28 protein-coding genes are annotated in these 14,456 nt (G+C 32.8%); all 28 read right to left on the bottom strand.

The window, feature by feature from the left end:
- Window position 1: 1 nt before the first annotated feature.
- A complete protein-coding gene (locus tag CBD51_004630) occupies window positions 2-382 on the bottom strand; it encodes a 30S ribosomal protein S11 (protein RPG58638.1) in 381 nt (126 codons plus the stop codon).
- A gap of 12 nt (window positions 383-394) precedes the next feature.
- Entirely contained in the window at window positions 395-772 is a 378-nt protein-coding gene (locus CBD51_004635; protein ID RPG58639.1) for a 30S ribosomal protein S13, read from the bottom strand.
- 21 nt (window positions 773-793) lie between these two features.
- Window positions 794-910: a 50S ribosomal protein L36 gene (locus CBD51_004640; protein RPG58640.1), complete on the bottom strand. Its 117-nt coding sequence runs from the start codon at window positions 908-910 to the stop codon at window positions 794-796.
- Window positions 911-921: 11 nt separating this feature from the next.
- Window positions 922-1,137, bottom strand: a complete 216-nt coding sequence (locus tag CBD51_004645; GenBank protein ID RPG58641.1) for a translation initiation factor IF-1 — start codon at window positions 1,135-1,137, stop codon at window positions 922-924.
- A 5-nt stretch (window positions 1,138-1,142) separates the two neighbouring features.
- Window positions 1,143-1,913 carry a type I methionyl aminopeptidase gene (map, locus tag CBD51_004650; protein ID RPG58642.1) on the bottom strand — a complete coding sequence of 257 codons (771 nt, stop codon included), beginning with the start codon at window positions 1,911-1,913 and terminating at the stop codon, window positions 1,143-1,145.
- Window position 1,914: 1 nt separating this feature from the next.
- On the bottom strand, window positions 1,915-3,255 hold the full coding sequence (gene secY, locus CBD51_004655) for a preprotein translocase subunit SecY (GenBank protein ID RPG58643.1): 1,341 nt from the start codon (window positions 3,253-3,255) through the stop codon (window positions 1,915-1,917).
- Between the two features lie 5 nt (window positions 3,256-3,260).
- A complete protein-coding gene (locus tag CBD51_004660) occupies window positions 3,261-3,713 on the bottom strand; it encodes a 50S ribosomal protein L15 (GenBank protein ID RPG58644.1) in 453 nt (150 codons plus the stop codon).
- 15 nt (window positions 3,714-3,728) lie between these two features.
- Window positions 3,729-3,914: a 50S ribosomal protein L30 gene (locus tag CBD51_004665; GenBank protein RPG58645.1), complete on the bottom strand. Its 186-nt coding sequence runs from the start codon at window positions 3,912-3,914 to the stop codon at window positions 3,729-3,731.
- On the bottom strand, window positions 3,907-4,428 hold the full coding sequence (locus CBD51_004670) for a 30S ribosomal protein S5 (protein ID RPG58646.1): 522 nt from the start codon (window positions 4,426-4,428) through the stop codon (window positions 3,907-3,909). The genes CBD51_004665 and CBD51_004670 overlap by 8 nt, the downstream gene beginning before the upstream one ends.
- 4 nt (window positions 4,429-4,432) lie before the next feature.
- Entirely contained in the window at window positions 4,433-4,786 is a 354-nt protein-coding gene (locus CBD51_004675; protein RPG58647.1) for a 50S ribosomal protein L18, read from the bottom strand.
- Between the two features lie 21 nt (window positions 4,787-4,807).
- Entirely contained in the window at window positions 4,808-5,359 is a 552-nt protein-coding gene (locus CBD51_004680) for a 50S ribosomal protein L6 (protein ID RPG58648.1), read from the bottom strand.
- A gap of 18 nt (window positions 5,360-5,377) precedes the next feature.
- Window positions 5,378-5,776: a 30S ribosomal protein S8 gene (locus CBD51_004685; GenBank protein RPG58649.1), complete on the bottom strand. Its 399-nt coding sequence runs from the start codon at window positions 5,774-5,776 to the stop codon at window positions 5,378-5,380.
- Window positions 5,777-5,788: 12 nt separating this feature from the next.
- Window positions 5,789-6,058, bottom strand: coding sequence for a 30S ribosomal protein S14 (locus CBD51_004690; protein ID RPG58650.1), 270 nt, complete (start codon window positions 6,056-6,058; stop codon window positions 5,789-5,791).
- 1 nt (window position 6,059) lies between these two features.
- A complete protein-coding gene (locus CBD51_004695; GenBank protein RPG58651.1) occupies window positions 6,060-6,617 on the bottom strand; it encodes a 50S ribosomal protein L5 in 558 nt (185 codons plus the stop codon).
- The gene (locus CBD51_004700; GenBank protein RPG58652.1) at window positions 6,614-6,934 is read right to left on the bottom strand and encodes a 50S ribosomal protein L24; all 321 of its coding nucleotides are present in this window, start codon (window positions 6,932-6,934) and stop codon (window positions 6,614-6,616) included. Before CBD51_004700 ends, CBD51_004695 begins: the two co-directional genes overlap by 4 nt.
- Before the next feature lie 19 nt (window positions 6,935-6,953).
- Window positions 6,954-7,322, bottom strand: coding sequence for a 50S ribosomal protein L14 (locus CBD51_004705; GenBank protein ID RPG58653.1), 369 nt, complete (start codon window positions 7,320-7,322; stop codon window positions 6,954-6,956).
- A gap of 1 nt (window position 7,323) precedes the next feature.
- Window positions 7,324-7,581 (bottom strand): 30S ribosomal protein S17, encoded by a 258-nt coding sequence (locus tag CBD51_004710; protein ID RPG58654.1) that lies wholly within the window; start codon window positions 7,579-7,581, stop codon window positions 7,324-7,326.
- Entirely contained in the window at window positions 7,578-7,772 is a 195-nt protein-coding gene (rpmC, locus tag CBD51_004715; GenBank protein ID RPG58655.1) for a 50S ribosomal protein L29, read from the bottom strand. Before rpmC ends, CBD51_004710 begins: the two co-directional genes overlap by 4 nt.
- A gap of 2 nt (window positions 7,773-7,774) precedes the next feature.
- Window positions 7,775-8,194, bottom strand: coding sequence for a 50S ribosomal protein L16 (locus tag CBD51_004720; GenBank protein ID RPG58656.1), 420 nt, complete (start codon window positions 8,192-8,194; stop codon window positions 7,775-7,777).
- A gap of 12 nt (window positions 8,195-8,206) precedes the next feature.
- Window positions 8,207-8,956, bottom strand: a complete 750-nt coding sequence (locus CBD51_004725; GenBank protein RPG58657.1) for a 30S ribosomal protein S3 — start codon at window positions 8,954-8,956, stop codon at window positions 8,207-8,209.
- Between the two features lie 2 nt (window positions 8,957-8,958).
- On the bottom strand, window positions 8,959-9,354 hold the full coding sequence (locus tag CBD51_004730; protein ID RPG58658.1) for a 50S ribosomal protein L22: 396 nt from the start codon (window positions 9,352-9,354) through the stop codon (window positions 8,959-8,961).
- Between the two features lie 16 nt (window positions 9,355-9,370).
- Window positions 9,371-9,637, bottom strand: coding sequence for a 30S ribosomal protein S19 (locus tag CBD51_004735; GenBank protein RPG58659.1), 267 nt, complete (start codon window positions 9,635-9,637; stop codon window positions 9,371-9,373).
- 3 nt (window positions 9,638-9,640) lie between these two features.
- Window positions 9,641-10,462, bottom strand: coding sequence for a 50S ribosomal protein L2 (locus tag CBD51_004740; protein ID RPG58660.1), 822 nt, complete (start codon window positions 10,460-10,462; stop codon window positions 9,641-9,643).
- 2 nt (window positions 10,463-10,464) lie between these two features.
- Complete coding sequence (locus CBD51_004745) at window positions 10,465-10,755, bottom strand: 50S ribosomal protein L23 (GenBank protein RPG58661.1); 291 nt, start codon at window positions 10,753-10,755, stop codon at window positions 10,465-10,467.
- Window positions 10,756-10,760: 5 nt separating this feature from the next.
- Entirely contained in the window at window positions 10,761-11,378 is a 618-nt protein-coding gene (locus tag CBD51_004750) for a 50S ribosomal protein L4 (GenBank protein ID RPG58662.1), read from the bottom strand.
- The gene (locus tag CBD51_004755; GenBank protein RPG58663.1) at window positions 11,378-12,028 is read right to left on the bottom strand and encodes a 50S ribosomal protein L3; all 651 of its coding nucleotides are present in this window, start codon (window positions 12,026-12,028) and stop codon (window positions 11,378-11,380) included. Before CBD51_004755 ends, CBD51_004750 begins: the two co-directional genes overlap by 1 nt.
- Before the next feature lie 2 nt (window positions 12,029-12,030).
- A complete protein-coding gene (locus CBD51_004760; protein ID RPG58664.1) occupies window positions 12,031-12,336 on the bottom strand; it encodes a 30S ribosomal protein S10 in 306 nt (101 codons plus the stop codon).
- Between the two features lie 3 nt (window positions 12,337-12,339).
- Window positions 12,340-14,445 (bottom strand): elongation factor G, encoded by a 2,106-nt coding sequence (fusA, locus tag CBD51_004765; GenBank protein RPG58665.1) that lies wholly within the window; start codon window positions 14,443-14,445, stop codon window positions 12,340-12,342.
- Window positions 14,446-14,456 lie beyond the last annotated feature (11 nt).

Genomic DNA, 14,456 nt, shown 5'->3' on the forward strand with positions numbered 1-14,456 from the left:
TTTATACTCGTCTTCTTTTAGGTGGTCTACATCCATTGTGAGGTAGTGGAGTAACATCTACAATCTCTGAAACAGAAATTCCCACATTATATATTGCACGAATAGCCGCTTCTCGACCATTCCCAGGTCCCTTAACATACACATTAACTTTTCTAACACCGGCATCAAAAGCAACCTTACCACAATCTTCCGCAGCAGTTTGGGCTGCATATGGAGTATTTTTCTTTGACCCTCTAAAACCTTGTTTACCAGCAGAGGACCAACTAATAACTTGTCCACTTTTGTTAGTAATAGAAATTATAATATTATTGAAACTAGAATGAATATGAACTTCGCCATCTGCATCCACTTTTACTTTTCTTTTATTTGTATTTTTTGCCATAATTAATTTGTATTACTTGGTTGCCATTTTCTTATTAGCGACTGTTTTTCTTTTTCCTTTACGAGTTCGTGAATTATTTTTAGTTTTTTGTCCTCTTAAAGGCAACCCTATCCTGTGTCTTATTCCTCTAAAACAACCAATATCAGTTAAACGTTTTATATTTAATTGGACCTCAGATCTTAATTCTCCCTCTATAGTATATTGATCAGAGATAATTTCTCTAATTTTTTGTAATTGATTATCTTTCCAATCACTTACCTTAGTATTAAAATCGACACCAGCTTTGTCTAAGATTTCACGGGATCTATTTCTTCCAATCCCATAAATATAAGTTAAGCTGATTTCTCCTCGTTTATCTTTTGGTATATCAACACCTGCTATTCTAGCCATAATAATAATTTTAATTAGTTATTAACCTTGTCTTTGTTTAAACTTTGGGTTCTTTTTATTTATTATATATAATTTGCCTTTACGCCTAACCAACTTGCAGTCAGAAGTTCTTTTCTTTATTGATGCTCTTGTTTTCATATATATTAATTTTAATATCTAAATGTTATTCTACCTTTTGACAAATCATAGGGTGACATTTCTATTTTAACTTTATCTCCGGGAAGTAAATTAATATAATGCATTCTCATTTTCCCAGAAATATGAGCGGTTATAATATGCCCATTTTCTAACTCTACCCTAAACATTGCATTAGACAATGATTCTTTAATAATTCCATCCTGTTCTATTGACATTTGCTTTACCATAAATACTAGTTTAAAACATTCTCAATTAAATTAAAAGGAGATAAAACTTCTGTTTTGTCTTTTTTTATTGCAACAGTATACTCAAAATGTGCAGATGGAAGACCATCTTTAGTAACAATTGTCCAACCATCATTTTTATGAATAATATCAGGTAAGCCTAAATTAATCATAGGCTCAATTGCTAATACCATTCCATCTTCCAAAATACTACCCATACCTTTTTTACCATAATTTGGCACTTCTGGAGACTCGTGTAATTGTTTCCCTATTCCATGACCAACTAAATCTCTTACAACTGAATAACCATGTGACTCTGCAAAATTTTGAATTGTAAAGCCTATATCTCCAATAGTATTACCAAATTTTGCAGCAATAACACCTCTATCCAATGCCTCTTTTGTCACATCTAAAAGTCTCTTTTTTTCTAGAGTTAACTCGCCTACTGAAAAACTATATGCTGAATCACCATAGTAACCATTCATCAAGACACCACAGTCAATAGATAAAATTGTACCGTTTTTAATTTCTTTATTTGATGGCATTCCGTGTACAACTTCTTCATTCTGTGATACACATAAAGTATAAGGAAAATCATTGTAACCTTTAAATCCTGGAAGCCCTCCGTTATCTCTAATAAATTCCTCTGCTAAATTATCTAAATATAAAGAAGTGATACCCGGTCTTATCACCTTAGCTAATTCGGCATGAGTTCGTGCAACTAACAATGAACTTTCTCTCATTATATCAATTTCCTTATATGTTTTTAAAAATATCATACTACATTCCTGATCTTGTTCGTCTTCCTTTTTTCATTAAACCGTCATAATGTCGATTTAATAAATGTGCATTAATTTGTTGTACTGTATCTAAAACTACACCAACCATAATTAATAAAGATGTACCACCATAAAATTGTGCAAATTGTGGATTAACGCCAGCTCTCATAGCAAAAGCAGGTAAAATTGCTACAAATGCAAGAAAAAATGAGCCTGGTAACACAATCCTTGTCATTGTTTCATTCAAAAATTTAGCAGTTGGTTTTCCTTGCTTCAAATTGTAAATTGTTGCACCGCTTCTTTTCATATCTGCTGCCATTTGATCAGGATTAACAGTTATAGCTGTATAGAAATATGTAAATACGATAACTAATATTGCGAAAACAAAATTATACCAAAAACCAGCAAAATCTGAAAATTCTTGCACAAAGCCACTAGCAGCAGTTGATGTCGAAAATCCTGCAAAAGTAATAGGAATAAACATTATTGCTTGGGCAAAAATTATAGGCATAACTCCAGCTGCATTTATTTTTAATGGAATATATTGTCTAGCACCAGCAAATCTCTGCCCCATCATCTGTTTCGGATAGGCAATTGGGATTCTTCTTGTCCCTTGTACTAATAAAATACATAATAAAATAACTGCTAAAATTAAGACTAATTCAATAACAAGCATCACTAGTCCTCCACCTGAACTATTTATTTTAGTAACAAATTCAAATGCAAATGCTTGTGGTAATGCTGCAATAATACCAATCATTATTAATAATGAAATACCATTACCTATTCCTCGATCTGTAATTTTCTCGCCAAGCCACATAGCAAACAAGGTACCTGTAACTAAAATTAGCATGCTTGACACAAAAAAACCAGTTTGAGATAATTGATCAGTCATATTGTAAAAAAATGCACTTTCAGGAAGTGTTGCTTGTATATTTGCAATATAACCAGGACCCTGAACACCAGTTATTACTATAGTTAGATAACGAGTTAACTGACTTATCTTGGTTCTTCCACTTTCACCTTCTCGTTGTAATTTTTGAATATATGGAACTGCTACACCTAATAATTGGATAACAATTGAGGCAGAAATATAAGGCATGATTCCAAGAGCCATAATAGAGGCCTGAGAAAACGCTCCACCAGTAAATAAATTTAATAAACCAAGAAGACCATCTGAGGTCTGACTTTCTAATAATTGCAATTGATTGGGATCAATACCTGGTAAGGTAACAAAAGAACCTAATCTATAAATTAAGACAAAGCCTAAGGTGGTAAAGATTCGTAATCTTAAATCTTCTATTTTCCATATATTTCTTAATGTACTCAGTAAAGCTTTCATAATTTTTATTCTACAATAGTAACACTTCCACCATTATCTTCAATTATTTTTTTGGCAGATGCCGAAAATTTATGAGCAATGATATTTAATTTTATTTTATACTCTCCTTTAGATAAAATCTTAACGCATTCCTTTTTCTTAGCTAAACCCAAGTCAATCATCATAGATAAATCTAAACTATCTTTTATTTTTTTAGCATCAGATAATTTTTGTATATCACCTAAGTTGACAGCTTGATACTCAACTCTATTTGGATTTGTAAATCCAAACTTAGGAACCCGTCGTTGTAGTGGCATTTGTCCTCCTTCGAAACCTTTTTTTCTGGAGTATCCTGATCTAGACTTTTGTCCTTTATGACCTCTTGTTGATGTTCCACCTCTACCTGACCCTTGACCTCTTCCTATACGTTTAGCCTTTTTAATAGATCCTTCTGCAGGTTTTAAATTTGATAAATCCATATTTTAATATTTAATTTATTTTTCTACTCTTACTAAATGATTCACAACATTAACCATACCTAAAATTTGTGGACTAGACTCATGTTCAACTACATGATTAATTCTCTTTAAACCAAGAGCTTTAAGAGTTTTTTTCTGATTAGAAGGCCTATTTATTCCACTTCTTATTTGTTTGATTTTTATTTTCATAATATTAGCCATTAAATACTTTATTTACTGAAATTCCTCTAATACTTGCTATCTCATTAACATCTCTTAGATTAACTAATGCTTCTACAGTTGCTTTTACTAAATTATGAGGATTTGTAGACCCCTTAGACTTTGCTAAAATATCTTTAATCCCTACAGCTTCAATTATTGACCTCATTGCACCTCCAGCAATAACACCAGTACCACTAGATGCAGGGCGAATAAAAACCTTTGCTCCACCATACTTGCCATATTGTTCGTGTGGAATAGTGCCATTCAAAATAGGAATACGAACTAGTTCTTTCTTGGCATTATCAGTTGCCTTTGTGATAGCCAATGTCACCTCTTTACCTTTTCCAAGGCCATAACCAACAACACCGTTTTCGTCTCCAACAACTACAATTGCTGAAAAACTAAATGTTCTTCCTCCTTTTGTAACCTTAGTAACACGTTGAATACTAACTACCTTTTCGATTAACTCTAAACCACCCGGTCTTACATGTTGTATATTTATTTTTGTCTTCATACTATTAAAAATTTAATCCTCCTTTCCTTACACCATCTGCTAATGATTTCACACGACCATGATATAAATAACCATTTCTATCAAAAGCACATTTTTTTATACCGACAGAAACAGCTCTTTTTGCAATTACACTACCAACTAAATTGGCTTGTTCAATTTTTGTCATTTTTTTACTTGCTATATCCTTTTCTAAGGAAGATGCAGAACATAGAGTAGTTCCACCTGCATCATCGACTAAACTAGCATATATCTCCTTATTGCTTCTAAAAACAGTTAACCGTGGAAAATCATTTGTTCCATTAATTACACCACGTATTCTTTTTTTTATCTTTGCTCTTCTTTTTTGTTTATCTATCATTACTAACAATTATTTACATAATTAACTTGCTGTCTTACCAGCTTTTCTTCTTACTCTTTCACCAACAAAACGAATTCCCTTACCTTTATAAGGATCATGTTTTCTAAACGAACGAATTTTTGCTGCTACAGAGCCTATTAATTCTTTATCAAACGATTCTAATATAATTTTAGGGCTTTTCCCTTTTTCAGATTCAGTTTTTAGAATAACTTCTTTACAAACTTCTAATATGATATTGTGAGAATACCCCAAAGATAANTCTAACATTTGTCCTTTATTTGAAGCCCTGTATCCAACACCATGCAACTCAAGCTCTTTTTTAAAACCTAAAGATAATCCCTCGAATATATTTGCAATCAAAGCGCGGTACAATCCATGTTTAGCTCTACTTCCTTTTGTGTCATCAGGTCTCTTTATATTTAGTGTACCTGAATCATCTTTTACAACATTGAAACCAGCGGTTAGCTTTATAGATAAGCTACCTTTCTGACTTTTTGCAGAAAATAGTTGTTCTGAAAAATTAAATTCAACACCATCAGGTATTGTAATAGGATTTAAACCAACTCTTGACATATCTTTATTTTTATCATATTAATACACATGGCAAATTACTTCGCCACCAATATTTAATTTTCTTGCTTTTTTATCAGTCATNATGCCTTGCGATGTAGAAATAACCGCNACACCTAAACCATTTAAAACTCTTGGTAATTGATCAGCACTACTATACTTTCTTAAACCAGGTGTGCTAATTCTATCAATACCTTTAATTGCCGAAACACTAGTAATTGAATTATATTTCAGCGCAATCTGTATCATTTCTTTTGAACCTTCTTTATTGAATTTATAATTCAAAATATATCCTTGATCCATCAAAACCTTTGTTATTGCATTTTTAATATTAGAAGAAGGTACACTAACCACTTTATGTTGGGCAAGTATAGCATTTCTAATTGATGTTAAATAATTTCCTATTGAATCTGTTATCATAATCTATTTATTTTACCAACTTGATTTTTTAATACCAGGTATTAACCCTTTATTTGCCATTTCTCTAAACATAACACGAGAGATACCAAATATTCTCATGTAACCTTTTGGTCTTCCTGTAATTTTACATCTATTATGTAACCTAACTGGGGAAGAATTCTTAGGTAGCTTTTGTAAACCAATATTATCACCAGCTGCCTTAAGTTCTTCTCTTTTTTTTGAGTACCTCGCAACTAATTTTTGTCGCTTAACCTCTCTTGCTTTCATGGATTCTTTTGCCATATCAATTTGTTTTTTTAAATGGTAAACCTAGTTCTGTTAACAACGCCAAACCTTCTTTATCAGATTTTGCAGAAGTAACAAAAGTGATGTCTAGTCCTGTTATTTTTTTTATTTCATCTACTTTTATTTCAGGAAATATTATCTGTTCNTTGATACCTAGNGTATAATTACCTCTACCATCAAATCCTTTTGGACTAATTCCTTGAAAATCTCTTACACCAGGCAAAGAAACAGAAATAAATCTATCTAAAAACTCATACATACGTTCACGTCTAAGAGTCACTTTTACCCCAATTGGCATTCCTTTTCGTAGTTTAAAATTAGATATATCTTTTTTAGACAATGCAACAACAGACTTTTGACCAGTAATTTTAGTCATTTCTTCGCTTGCAATCTCAATTAATTTTTTATCATTAACTGCTTGTCCAACTCCCTGATTAATACAAATCTTATTAAGTTTTGGAACTTGCATGACATTTGCATAATCAAGGTCTTTTTTTAACTTTGGAATAATATCTTTGTTATATTTTTCCTTTAATCTAGGTGTATATTTTTTCATTTTAAAAGTTCTCCTGTTGTTTTAAAAAATCGATTTTTCTTTCCCGTTTTTTTATCAAATTTAACGCCTACTTTAGATGGATTACCTTTTTCATCTACTAACATTAAATTAGATANATGAATTGGTGATTCTTTTTTTATAATTCCCCCATCTGGATATTGTGCATTAGGCTTAGTATGTCTGCTAACAATACTGGCACCCTCAACATATGCAACAGATTTATTAGGAACCATTGCAATAACCCTACCTACATGGCCTTTTGACTTTCCAGTCATAACCTTTACGGAATCTCCTTTTNTTATTCTACTTTTTAACATATTTTTCATCATATATATATTATAATACTTCGGGGGCCAAAGAAATGATCTTCATGTTATTGGAGTCTCTTAATTCTCTAGCGACTGGACCAAACACCCTAGTTCCACGCATTTCACCATTAGTATCTAGTAAAACACATGCATTATCATCAAATCGAATATAAGAGCCATCAAATCTCTTAACTTCTTTTCTTGTTCTAACCACAACAGCAGTTGTAACTTGTTTCTTTTTAACTGTCCCATTGGGAGAAACAGACTTAACAGACACAACTATTTTATCTCCTAAAGATGCATATCTTCGTTTTGTTCCTCCGAGCACTCTAATGCAAAGTACTTTTTTTGCACCTGTGTTATCTGCGACGTTTAATAATGATTCTTGTTGTAACATATTATTTTGCTTTTTCTAAAATCTCAACTAATCTCCAACATTTACGTTTACTCATAGGACGTGTTTCCATAATAGAAACGGTGTCTCCTACATTACATATATTTTTTTCATCATGAGCCATAAATTTTGATGTTGTTTTAACAAACTTTTCATATCTAGGGTGTTTAACACGTCTTTCTACTGCAACCATAATTGACTTATCCATGGAAATACTTGAAACAACACCAACTCTTTCTTTTCTTAGTTTTCTATCACTCATTTTATTTTTCTTTTATTAATCTCTGTTAACAATTTTGCAATTTCTCGCCTTCTTGATCTTAATGATATTGGATTATCCAAAGTGGCAGTTTTATGATATAATTTCATTTTTTTAAATGAAGCTCTATCGTCTTCTAATTTCTTTAGAAGTTCCAAATNAGTCATCTCACTTATTAAGTTTTTATTAGCCATAATTAATTAATTAAATCCCGTCTTTTAATAAATTTTGTTTTAACTGGTAATTTTTGTGCAGCTAACCTAAGAGCTTCTGAAGCAATCTCTTCACTCACTCCATCACATTCAAACAACATCCTTCCAGGCTTTACTACAGCAACCCAATATTCTGGGGCTCCTTTTCCCTTACCCATTCTAACTTCAGCAGGTTTTTTAGTAAGTACTTTATCTGGAAAGATACGGATCCAAAGTTGCCCTTCTCTTTTCATATATCTGGTGGCAGCAATACGTGCTGCCTCTATCTGCCTAGCTGTAACAAAACATTCATCCAAGGACTTGATGCCATAAGAACCAAAATTTAAGGTTGCTCCTCGTTGAGCATTACCTTTCATTTTCCCCTTTTGACTTTTTCTATATTTTGTTTTCTTTGGTTGTAGCATAATACTTATTTATTATCTATTTTTTTTTCTTTGATTCGAACTTCTATTTGAACCACGACTTGAACCACGATTTGAACCACGATTTGAACCTCTCTTAGTACCTACAACAATTGTTTCAATGGGTGTCAAACTCCGCTTACCATAAACCTCGCCTTTGCATATCCAAACTTTAACTCCAATTAAACCATATGTTGTTAGTGCTTCTTCAATGGCATAATCAATATCCGCACGAAATGTATGGAGAGGGGTTCTGCCTTCTTTATACATTTCAGACCTAGCCATCTCGACTCCATTTAACCTTCCTGAAACTTGTACTTTTATACCTTCAGCTCCCATTCTCATTGCGGCTGCAATTGCCATCTTTGTTGCCCTTCTATATGGAAATCTACCTTCAATTTGATTGGCAATATTTCTAGCAACTAACTTAGCATCAAGTTCAGGACGTTTAATTTCATAAATATTAACCTGAACTTCTTTGGAGGTGATTTTTTTTAATTCCTCTTTTAATTTATCAACTTCTTGTCCTCCCTTTCCAATAATAAGACCTGGCCTAGATGTACTAATTGTAACTGTGATAATTTTCAATGTTCTTTCAATAACAATCTTTGAAACACTAGCTTTTTTTAATCTCGCGTGAAGGTATTTACGTATTTCATAATCTTCTAAAATTCTATCACCAAAATCTTTACCACCATACCAAGCTGAATCCCAACCTCTTATAAAACCTAGTCTATTGCCTATTGGATTTGTTTTTTGTCCCATAATTAATTTATATCTTTTAAACCGACCATTATTGTTACATGATTTGAACGTTTTCTAATTCTATGTGCTCTACCTTGTGGAGCAGGCTGCATTCTTTTTAGCATTCTACCAGAGTCAACAAATATTTTTGTAATAATTAACTCACTACTTTCAGATCCATGTTTCATTTGCCAATTAGATATTGCTGAAAGTAATAGCTTCTCTAATCTAATTGAAGCTTCCTTTGTACTATGTTTTAATAAAATCAATGCCTTATCAATATTGACACCTCTAATCTGATCTGCAACTAGTCTCATTTTTCTAGGTGAAGTAGGACAATTTTTTAATTTTGCAACTACCTCTTTTCTGTCAAATGAGCTTGTTTTTTCAATTGTATTATTTGTTTTTTTATCTACCATTTAACTATACTTAATATTATCTTTTCTTACCTCCGTGACCTCTAAATGACCTAGTTGGTGAAAATTCTCCTAGTTTATGTCCTACCATATTTTCTGTTATAAACACTGGAACAAATTGTTTGCCATTGTGCACAGCAAAAGTTTGACCAACAAAATCTGGAATAATCATTGAAGATCTACTCCACGTTTTAATAACAGTCTTTTTATTACTAGCCACATTAGCTTCTACCTTTTTTAGTAGTTTATAATGTACATAAGGTCCTTTTTTTAACGATCTTCCCATACTTTATTTTCTGCGTTTTACAATATATTTATTTGATAACTTTTTCTTAGCTCTTGTTTTAAATCCCTTGGCTGGAACTCCGTTTCTAGATCGAGGATGTCCACCTGATGCTTTTCCTTCACCTCCACCCATAGGATGATCAACAGGGTTCATAGCTACACCTCTTGTCCTTGGTCTTCTACCAAACCATCTGTTTCGCCCCGCTTTTCCTGATTTTTGCAAACCGTGTTCTGAGTTGGATACGACACCTATAGTAGCTAAACAAGTAACCAAAACTAATCTTGTTTCACCACTTGGTAACTTTAATGTTGCATATTTTCCCTCTCTGGCAACTAACTGCACTCCTGCTCCTGCACTTCTTGCAAAAGAAGCACCCTTTCCAGGAGAAAGCTCTACATTATGTACAGTAGTACCTAATGGAATATCCGAAAGAAATAGCGTATTACCAATATTTGGCGCTATACCTTTGCCTGAAATTAATTGACTACCAACCTCTAAGTCTTTAGGAGCGATTATATATCTTTTTTCTCCATCAGCATAAAACAAAAGTGCAATTCTAGCTGTTCTATTGGGATCGTACTCTATAGTCTTTACAGTTGCAGGAATTCCAAACTTATCTCGTTTGAAATCAATAATTCGATATTTCTTCTTGTGACCACCTCCTAGGTACCTCATTGTCATTCTACCATCATTATTTCTTCCTCCGCTTCGAGTCTTTACTTTTGTTAAAGCCTTTGCAGGTTTTGAAGCGGTTACATCATCAAATGTTGTAACAACTTTAAAACGCTGACCAGGTGTTAAAGGATTTATTTTTTTTATTGCCATAATTACACGTTATTATAAAAATCTATACTATTTCCATCAATTAATTCAACAATAGCTTTTTTAAAAGCACTTTTTTTACCCCGAACAACACCTGCTTTAGTAAATTTACTTTTACTTTTACCATAATAATTCATAGTTCTCACGGATTTAACTTTAACATCATAAAGACCCTCTATTGATTTTTTAATATCAATTTTGTTAGCAGATTTAGATACAACAAATGCATATCTGTTAAAGAGTTCTGTTTGATTTGTTATTTTTTCAGTTACTAAAGGTTTTATTATTAAATCCATTTAAATTATTTTTTTAAATTTTTCAATGCACTTTCAACTATAATTAATTTAGAGGCATCTAAAATATTATAAACATTTATTTCACTTGCAGACACGACATTAGTTTTTGATAAATTTCGCGCTGATAATATAATAGACTTATTATTCTCAGATAAAACCAGCATAGTCTTTTCATTTACTACACCTAAGTTATTTAAAAGGGCAATATATTCCTTAGTTTTTGGAGTTTTGAAATCAAAATCTTCTACAACTAGTAGGTTTTTAGAATTCGCTTTATCACTTAGAGCCGAAAAACGTGCTAAATTCTTTACCTTCTTATTTAACTTAGAATTATAATCTCTAGGAATAGGTCCAAAAACACGACCTCCACCTCTAAACAACGGATTTTTAATACTTCCTGCACGAGCGGTTCCTGTCCCCTTCTGTTTCTTAATTTTTCGTGTACTACCAGTTATTTCACCTCTTTCCTTTGACTTACTAGTTCCTTGTCTATTATTTGCTCTGAATTGCTTAACTGCTAGATATACAGAATGATTGTGAGCTTCAACACCAAATATGGACTTATCAAGAGTAACTTGTCTTCCTGTGTCTTTTCCTTTAATATTTAATACTGGTAATTTCATTAGTTTGTAATATTTAAATATCCATTATTAGGTCCTGGAACAGCACCTTTTAATATGATTACATTTTTTTCTTTCAAAATCTTTAATACTTGTAGATTTTTAACTGTTACCTTCTTGCCGCCCATACGTCCACCCATACGCATGCCTTTAAATACTCTAGCTGGATAAGATGCAGCACCAATAGACCCAGGTGCTCTCATTCTATTGTGTTGACCATGTGTAGCATCACCAACTCCAGCAAAACCGTGTCTTTTCACAACGCCCTGAAACCCCTTTCCTTTACTAGTGCTAGTAACATCGACATATTCACCTTCCTTAAATAAATCGACGTTTACAATATCACCTAACTTAATATCTCTTTTGTTAACCTTGCCATCATCACTAGTTTCTGTAAAATTATTTTCAAATTCTAAATACATCTTTTTTGCAGAAGTGTTAGCTTTTTTTGCATGTCCTAGCTCTGACTTTGTAGTTTTGATAGACTTTTTATCATCAAAACCTAATTGCACAGATGCATAACCGTCAGTGTCAATATCTTTGACCTGTGTAACAATACATGGTCCAGCTTCTACCATAGTGCAAGGAATATTTTTTCCTTTTACATCATAAAAACTACTCATTCCAATTTTTCTTCCTATAATACCTGCCATAACTAAGCTTTTATTTCTACTTCAACACCACTTGGTAACTCTAATTTCATTAGTGCATCTACCGTACTAGTTGAAGTACTATATATATCTAATAATCTTTTATAAGAGTTCAATTCAAATTGTTCTCTTGATTTTTTATTAACATGAGGTGACCTTAAAACAGTAAATATCTTTTTATTGGTTGGAAGTGGAATAGGTCCACTAACCACTGCTCCTGTAGATTTTACAGTTTTAACTATCTTCTCTGCAGATTTATCGACTAAATTATAGTCATATGATTTTAATTTTATTCTTATTCTCTGACTCATATCTTATGCTTCTACTTTTTTATTTTTAGCTATTACTTCATCCGCAATATTTTTAGGAACCTGATCATAATGACTAAACTCCATAGTTGATGTAGCACGACCAGAAGTTATTGTTCTAAGATCTGTAACATACCCAAACATTTCTGATAATGGAATTTTTGCATTTACAATTGTTGCACCACTTCTTTCACTTGTCCCTTCAATTAAACCTCTTCGTTTATTTAAATCACCTATTACATCACCCATGTTTGCCTCAGGAGTAACAACTTCAAGCTTCATAAATGGCTCCAGCAATACTGGCTGACATTTTGGCAATGCTTCTCTGAAAGCAGACTTTGCACAAATTTCAAAAGACAACTGATCCGAATCAACTGCATGAAACGAACCATCCTTTAAAGTTACTTTCATTGAATCAACTTCGTAACCAGCCAAAACACCATTTTTCATGGAATCTTCAAATCCTTTTTTAACAGAAGGGATGAATTCTTTTGGAATGTTACCTCCCTTAACCTTATCAATAAAAATCAGACCTGGATTTTCTTTATCATCATTAGGCTCAATTGAAAATATAATATCTGCAAACTTTCCTCTACCACCCGTTTGTTTTTTATAAACCTCCCTATGTTCAACTGAACCTTTAATAGCTTCTTTATAATTTACCTGTGGTGCTCCTTGATTACATTCAACATTAAATTCTCTTTTAAGTCTATCAACAAGTACTTCTAAATGCAATTCTCCCATCCCTGATATGATTGTTTGACCTGTGTCGTGATCTGTTTTAACTTGAAAGGTCGGATCTTCTTCTGAAAGTTTACCTAATGCAACACCTAATTTATCTACATCATTTTGTGTTTTTGGTTCAACAGCAATTCCAATTACTGGATCAGGAAAATCCATGGACTCTAAAACAACTTGTTCATTTTCTACACAAAGAGTATCACCTGTTCTAATATCTTTAAAACCAACAGCTGCGCCAATATCCCCAGCTTCGATTTTATCCAAAGCGTTCCTAGAATTTGAATGCATTTGAAATATACGAGAGATCCTTTCCTTAGATCCAGACCTAGTATTATATATATACGAACCTGCAGGCAAAACACCAGAATATACTCTAAAGAAACATAACCTACCAACAAATGGGTCAGTAGCAATCTTAAATGCTAGTGCTGCGAAAGGTTCTGAATTTTCAGGTTTTCTTTCTACTTCTTCGTCTGTTTTGGGGTTAACACCTGTAATTGATGGAACATCTAATGGACTAGGCAAATATAACATTACGTTATCCAATAGAGTTTGAACTCCCTTATTCTTAAAGGCCGAACCGCACAGCATAGGAGTAATACTCATATTCAATGTAGCTTTTCTAATTGCACCTTCAATTTCATCAGAAGTGATTGATGATGGATCATCAAAATATTTTTCCATTAATTGTTCGTCTGATTCTGCTACAGCTTCTAACATCTTTTCCCTCCATTCAGTAGCAATAGATTTAAGTTCTTCAGGAATTTCAATTTCTTTATAGGTCATCCCTAAATCCTCCTCATTCCAAATAATTCCTTTCATAGTAACTAAGTCAACTACGCCCTTAAAATCATCTTCTGCTCCAATTGGAATTTGTAAAGGAATTGGATTACCATTGAGTCTTTCCTTAACCTGATCAACACATCTAAAAAAGTCTGCTCCGATTCGATCCATTTTATTTACAAAGCCTATTCGTGGAACGTTATATCTATCAGCTTGACGCCAAACAGTTTCAGATTGTGGCTCAACACCACCAGATGCGCAAAACAAAGCTACAGCTCCATCCAAAACTCTTAAGGACCTTTCAACTTCTACTGTGAAATCAACGTGACCAGGAGTATCGATGATATTCATTTTAAATTCCTCATTTCGGAACTTCCAGTTTGTTGTCGTTGCAGCAGAAGTAATTGTTATACCTCTCTCTTGTTCTTGTTCCATCCAATCCATAGTAGCAGCACCGTCATGAACCTCACCAATTTTATGACTTAAACCAGTATAATACAAAACTCTTTCCGTTGTTGTTGTCTTACCAGCATCTATGTGGGCCATAATACCTATATTCCTTGTATATTTTAAATCTCTTTGCGCCATAATATATTTAT

This window comes from Flavobacteriales bacterium TMED191, assembly GCA_002171975.2.
Taxonomy (GTDB): domain Bacteria; phylum Bacteroidota; class Bacteroidia; order Flavobacteriales; family TMED113.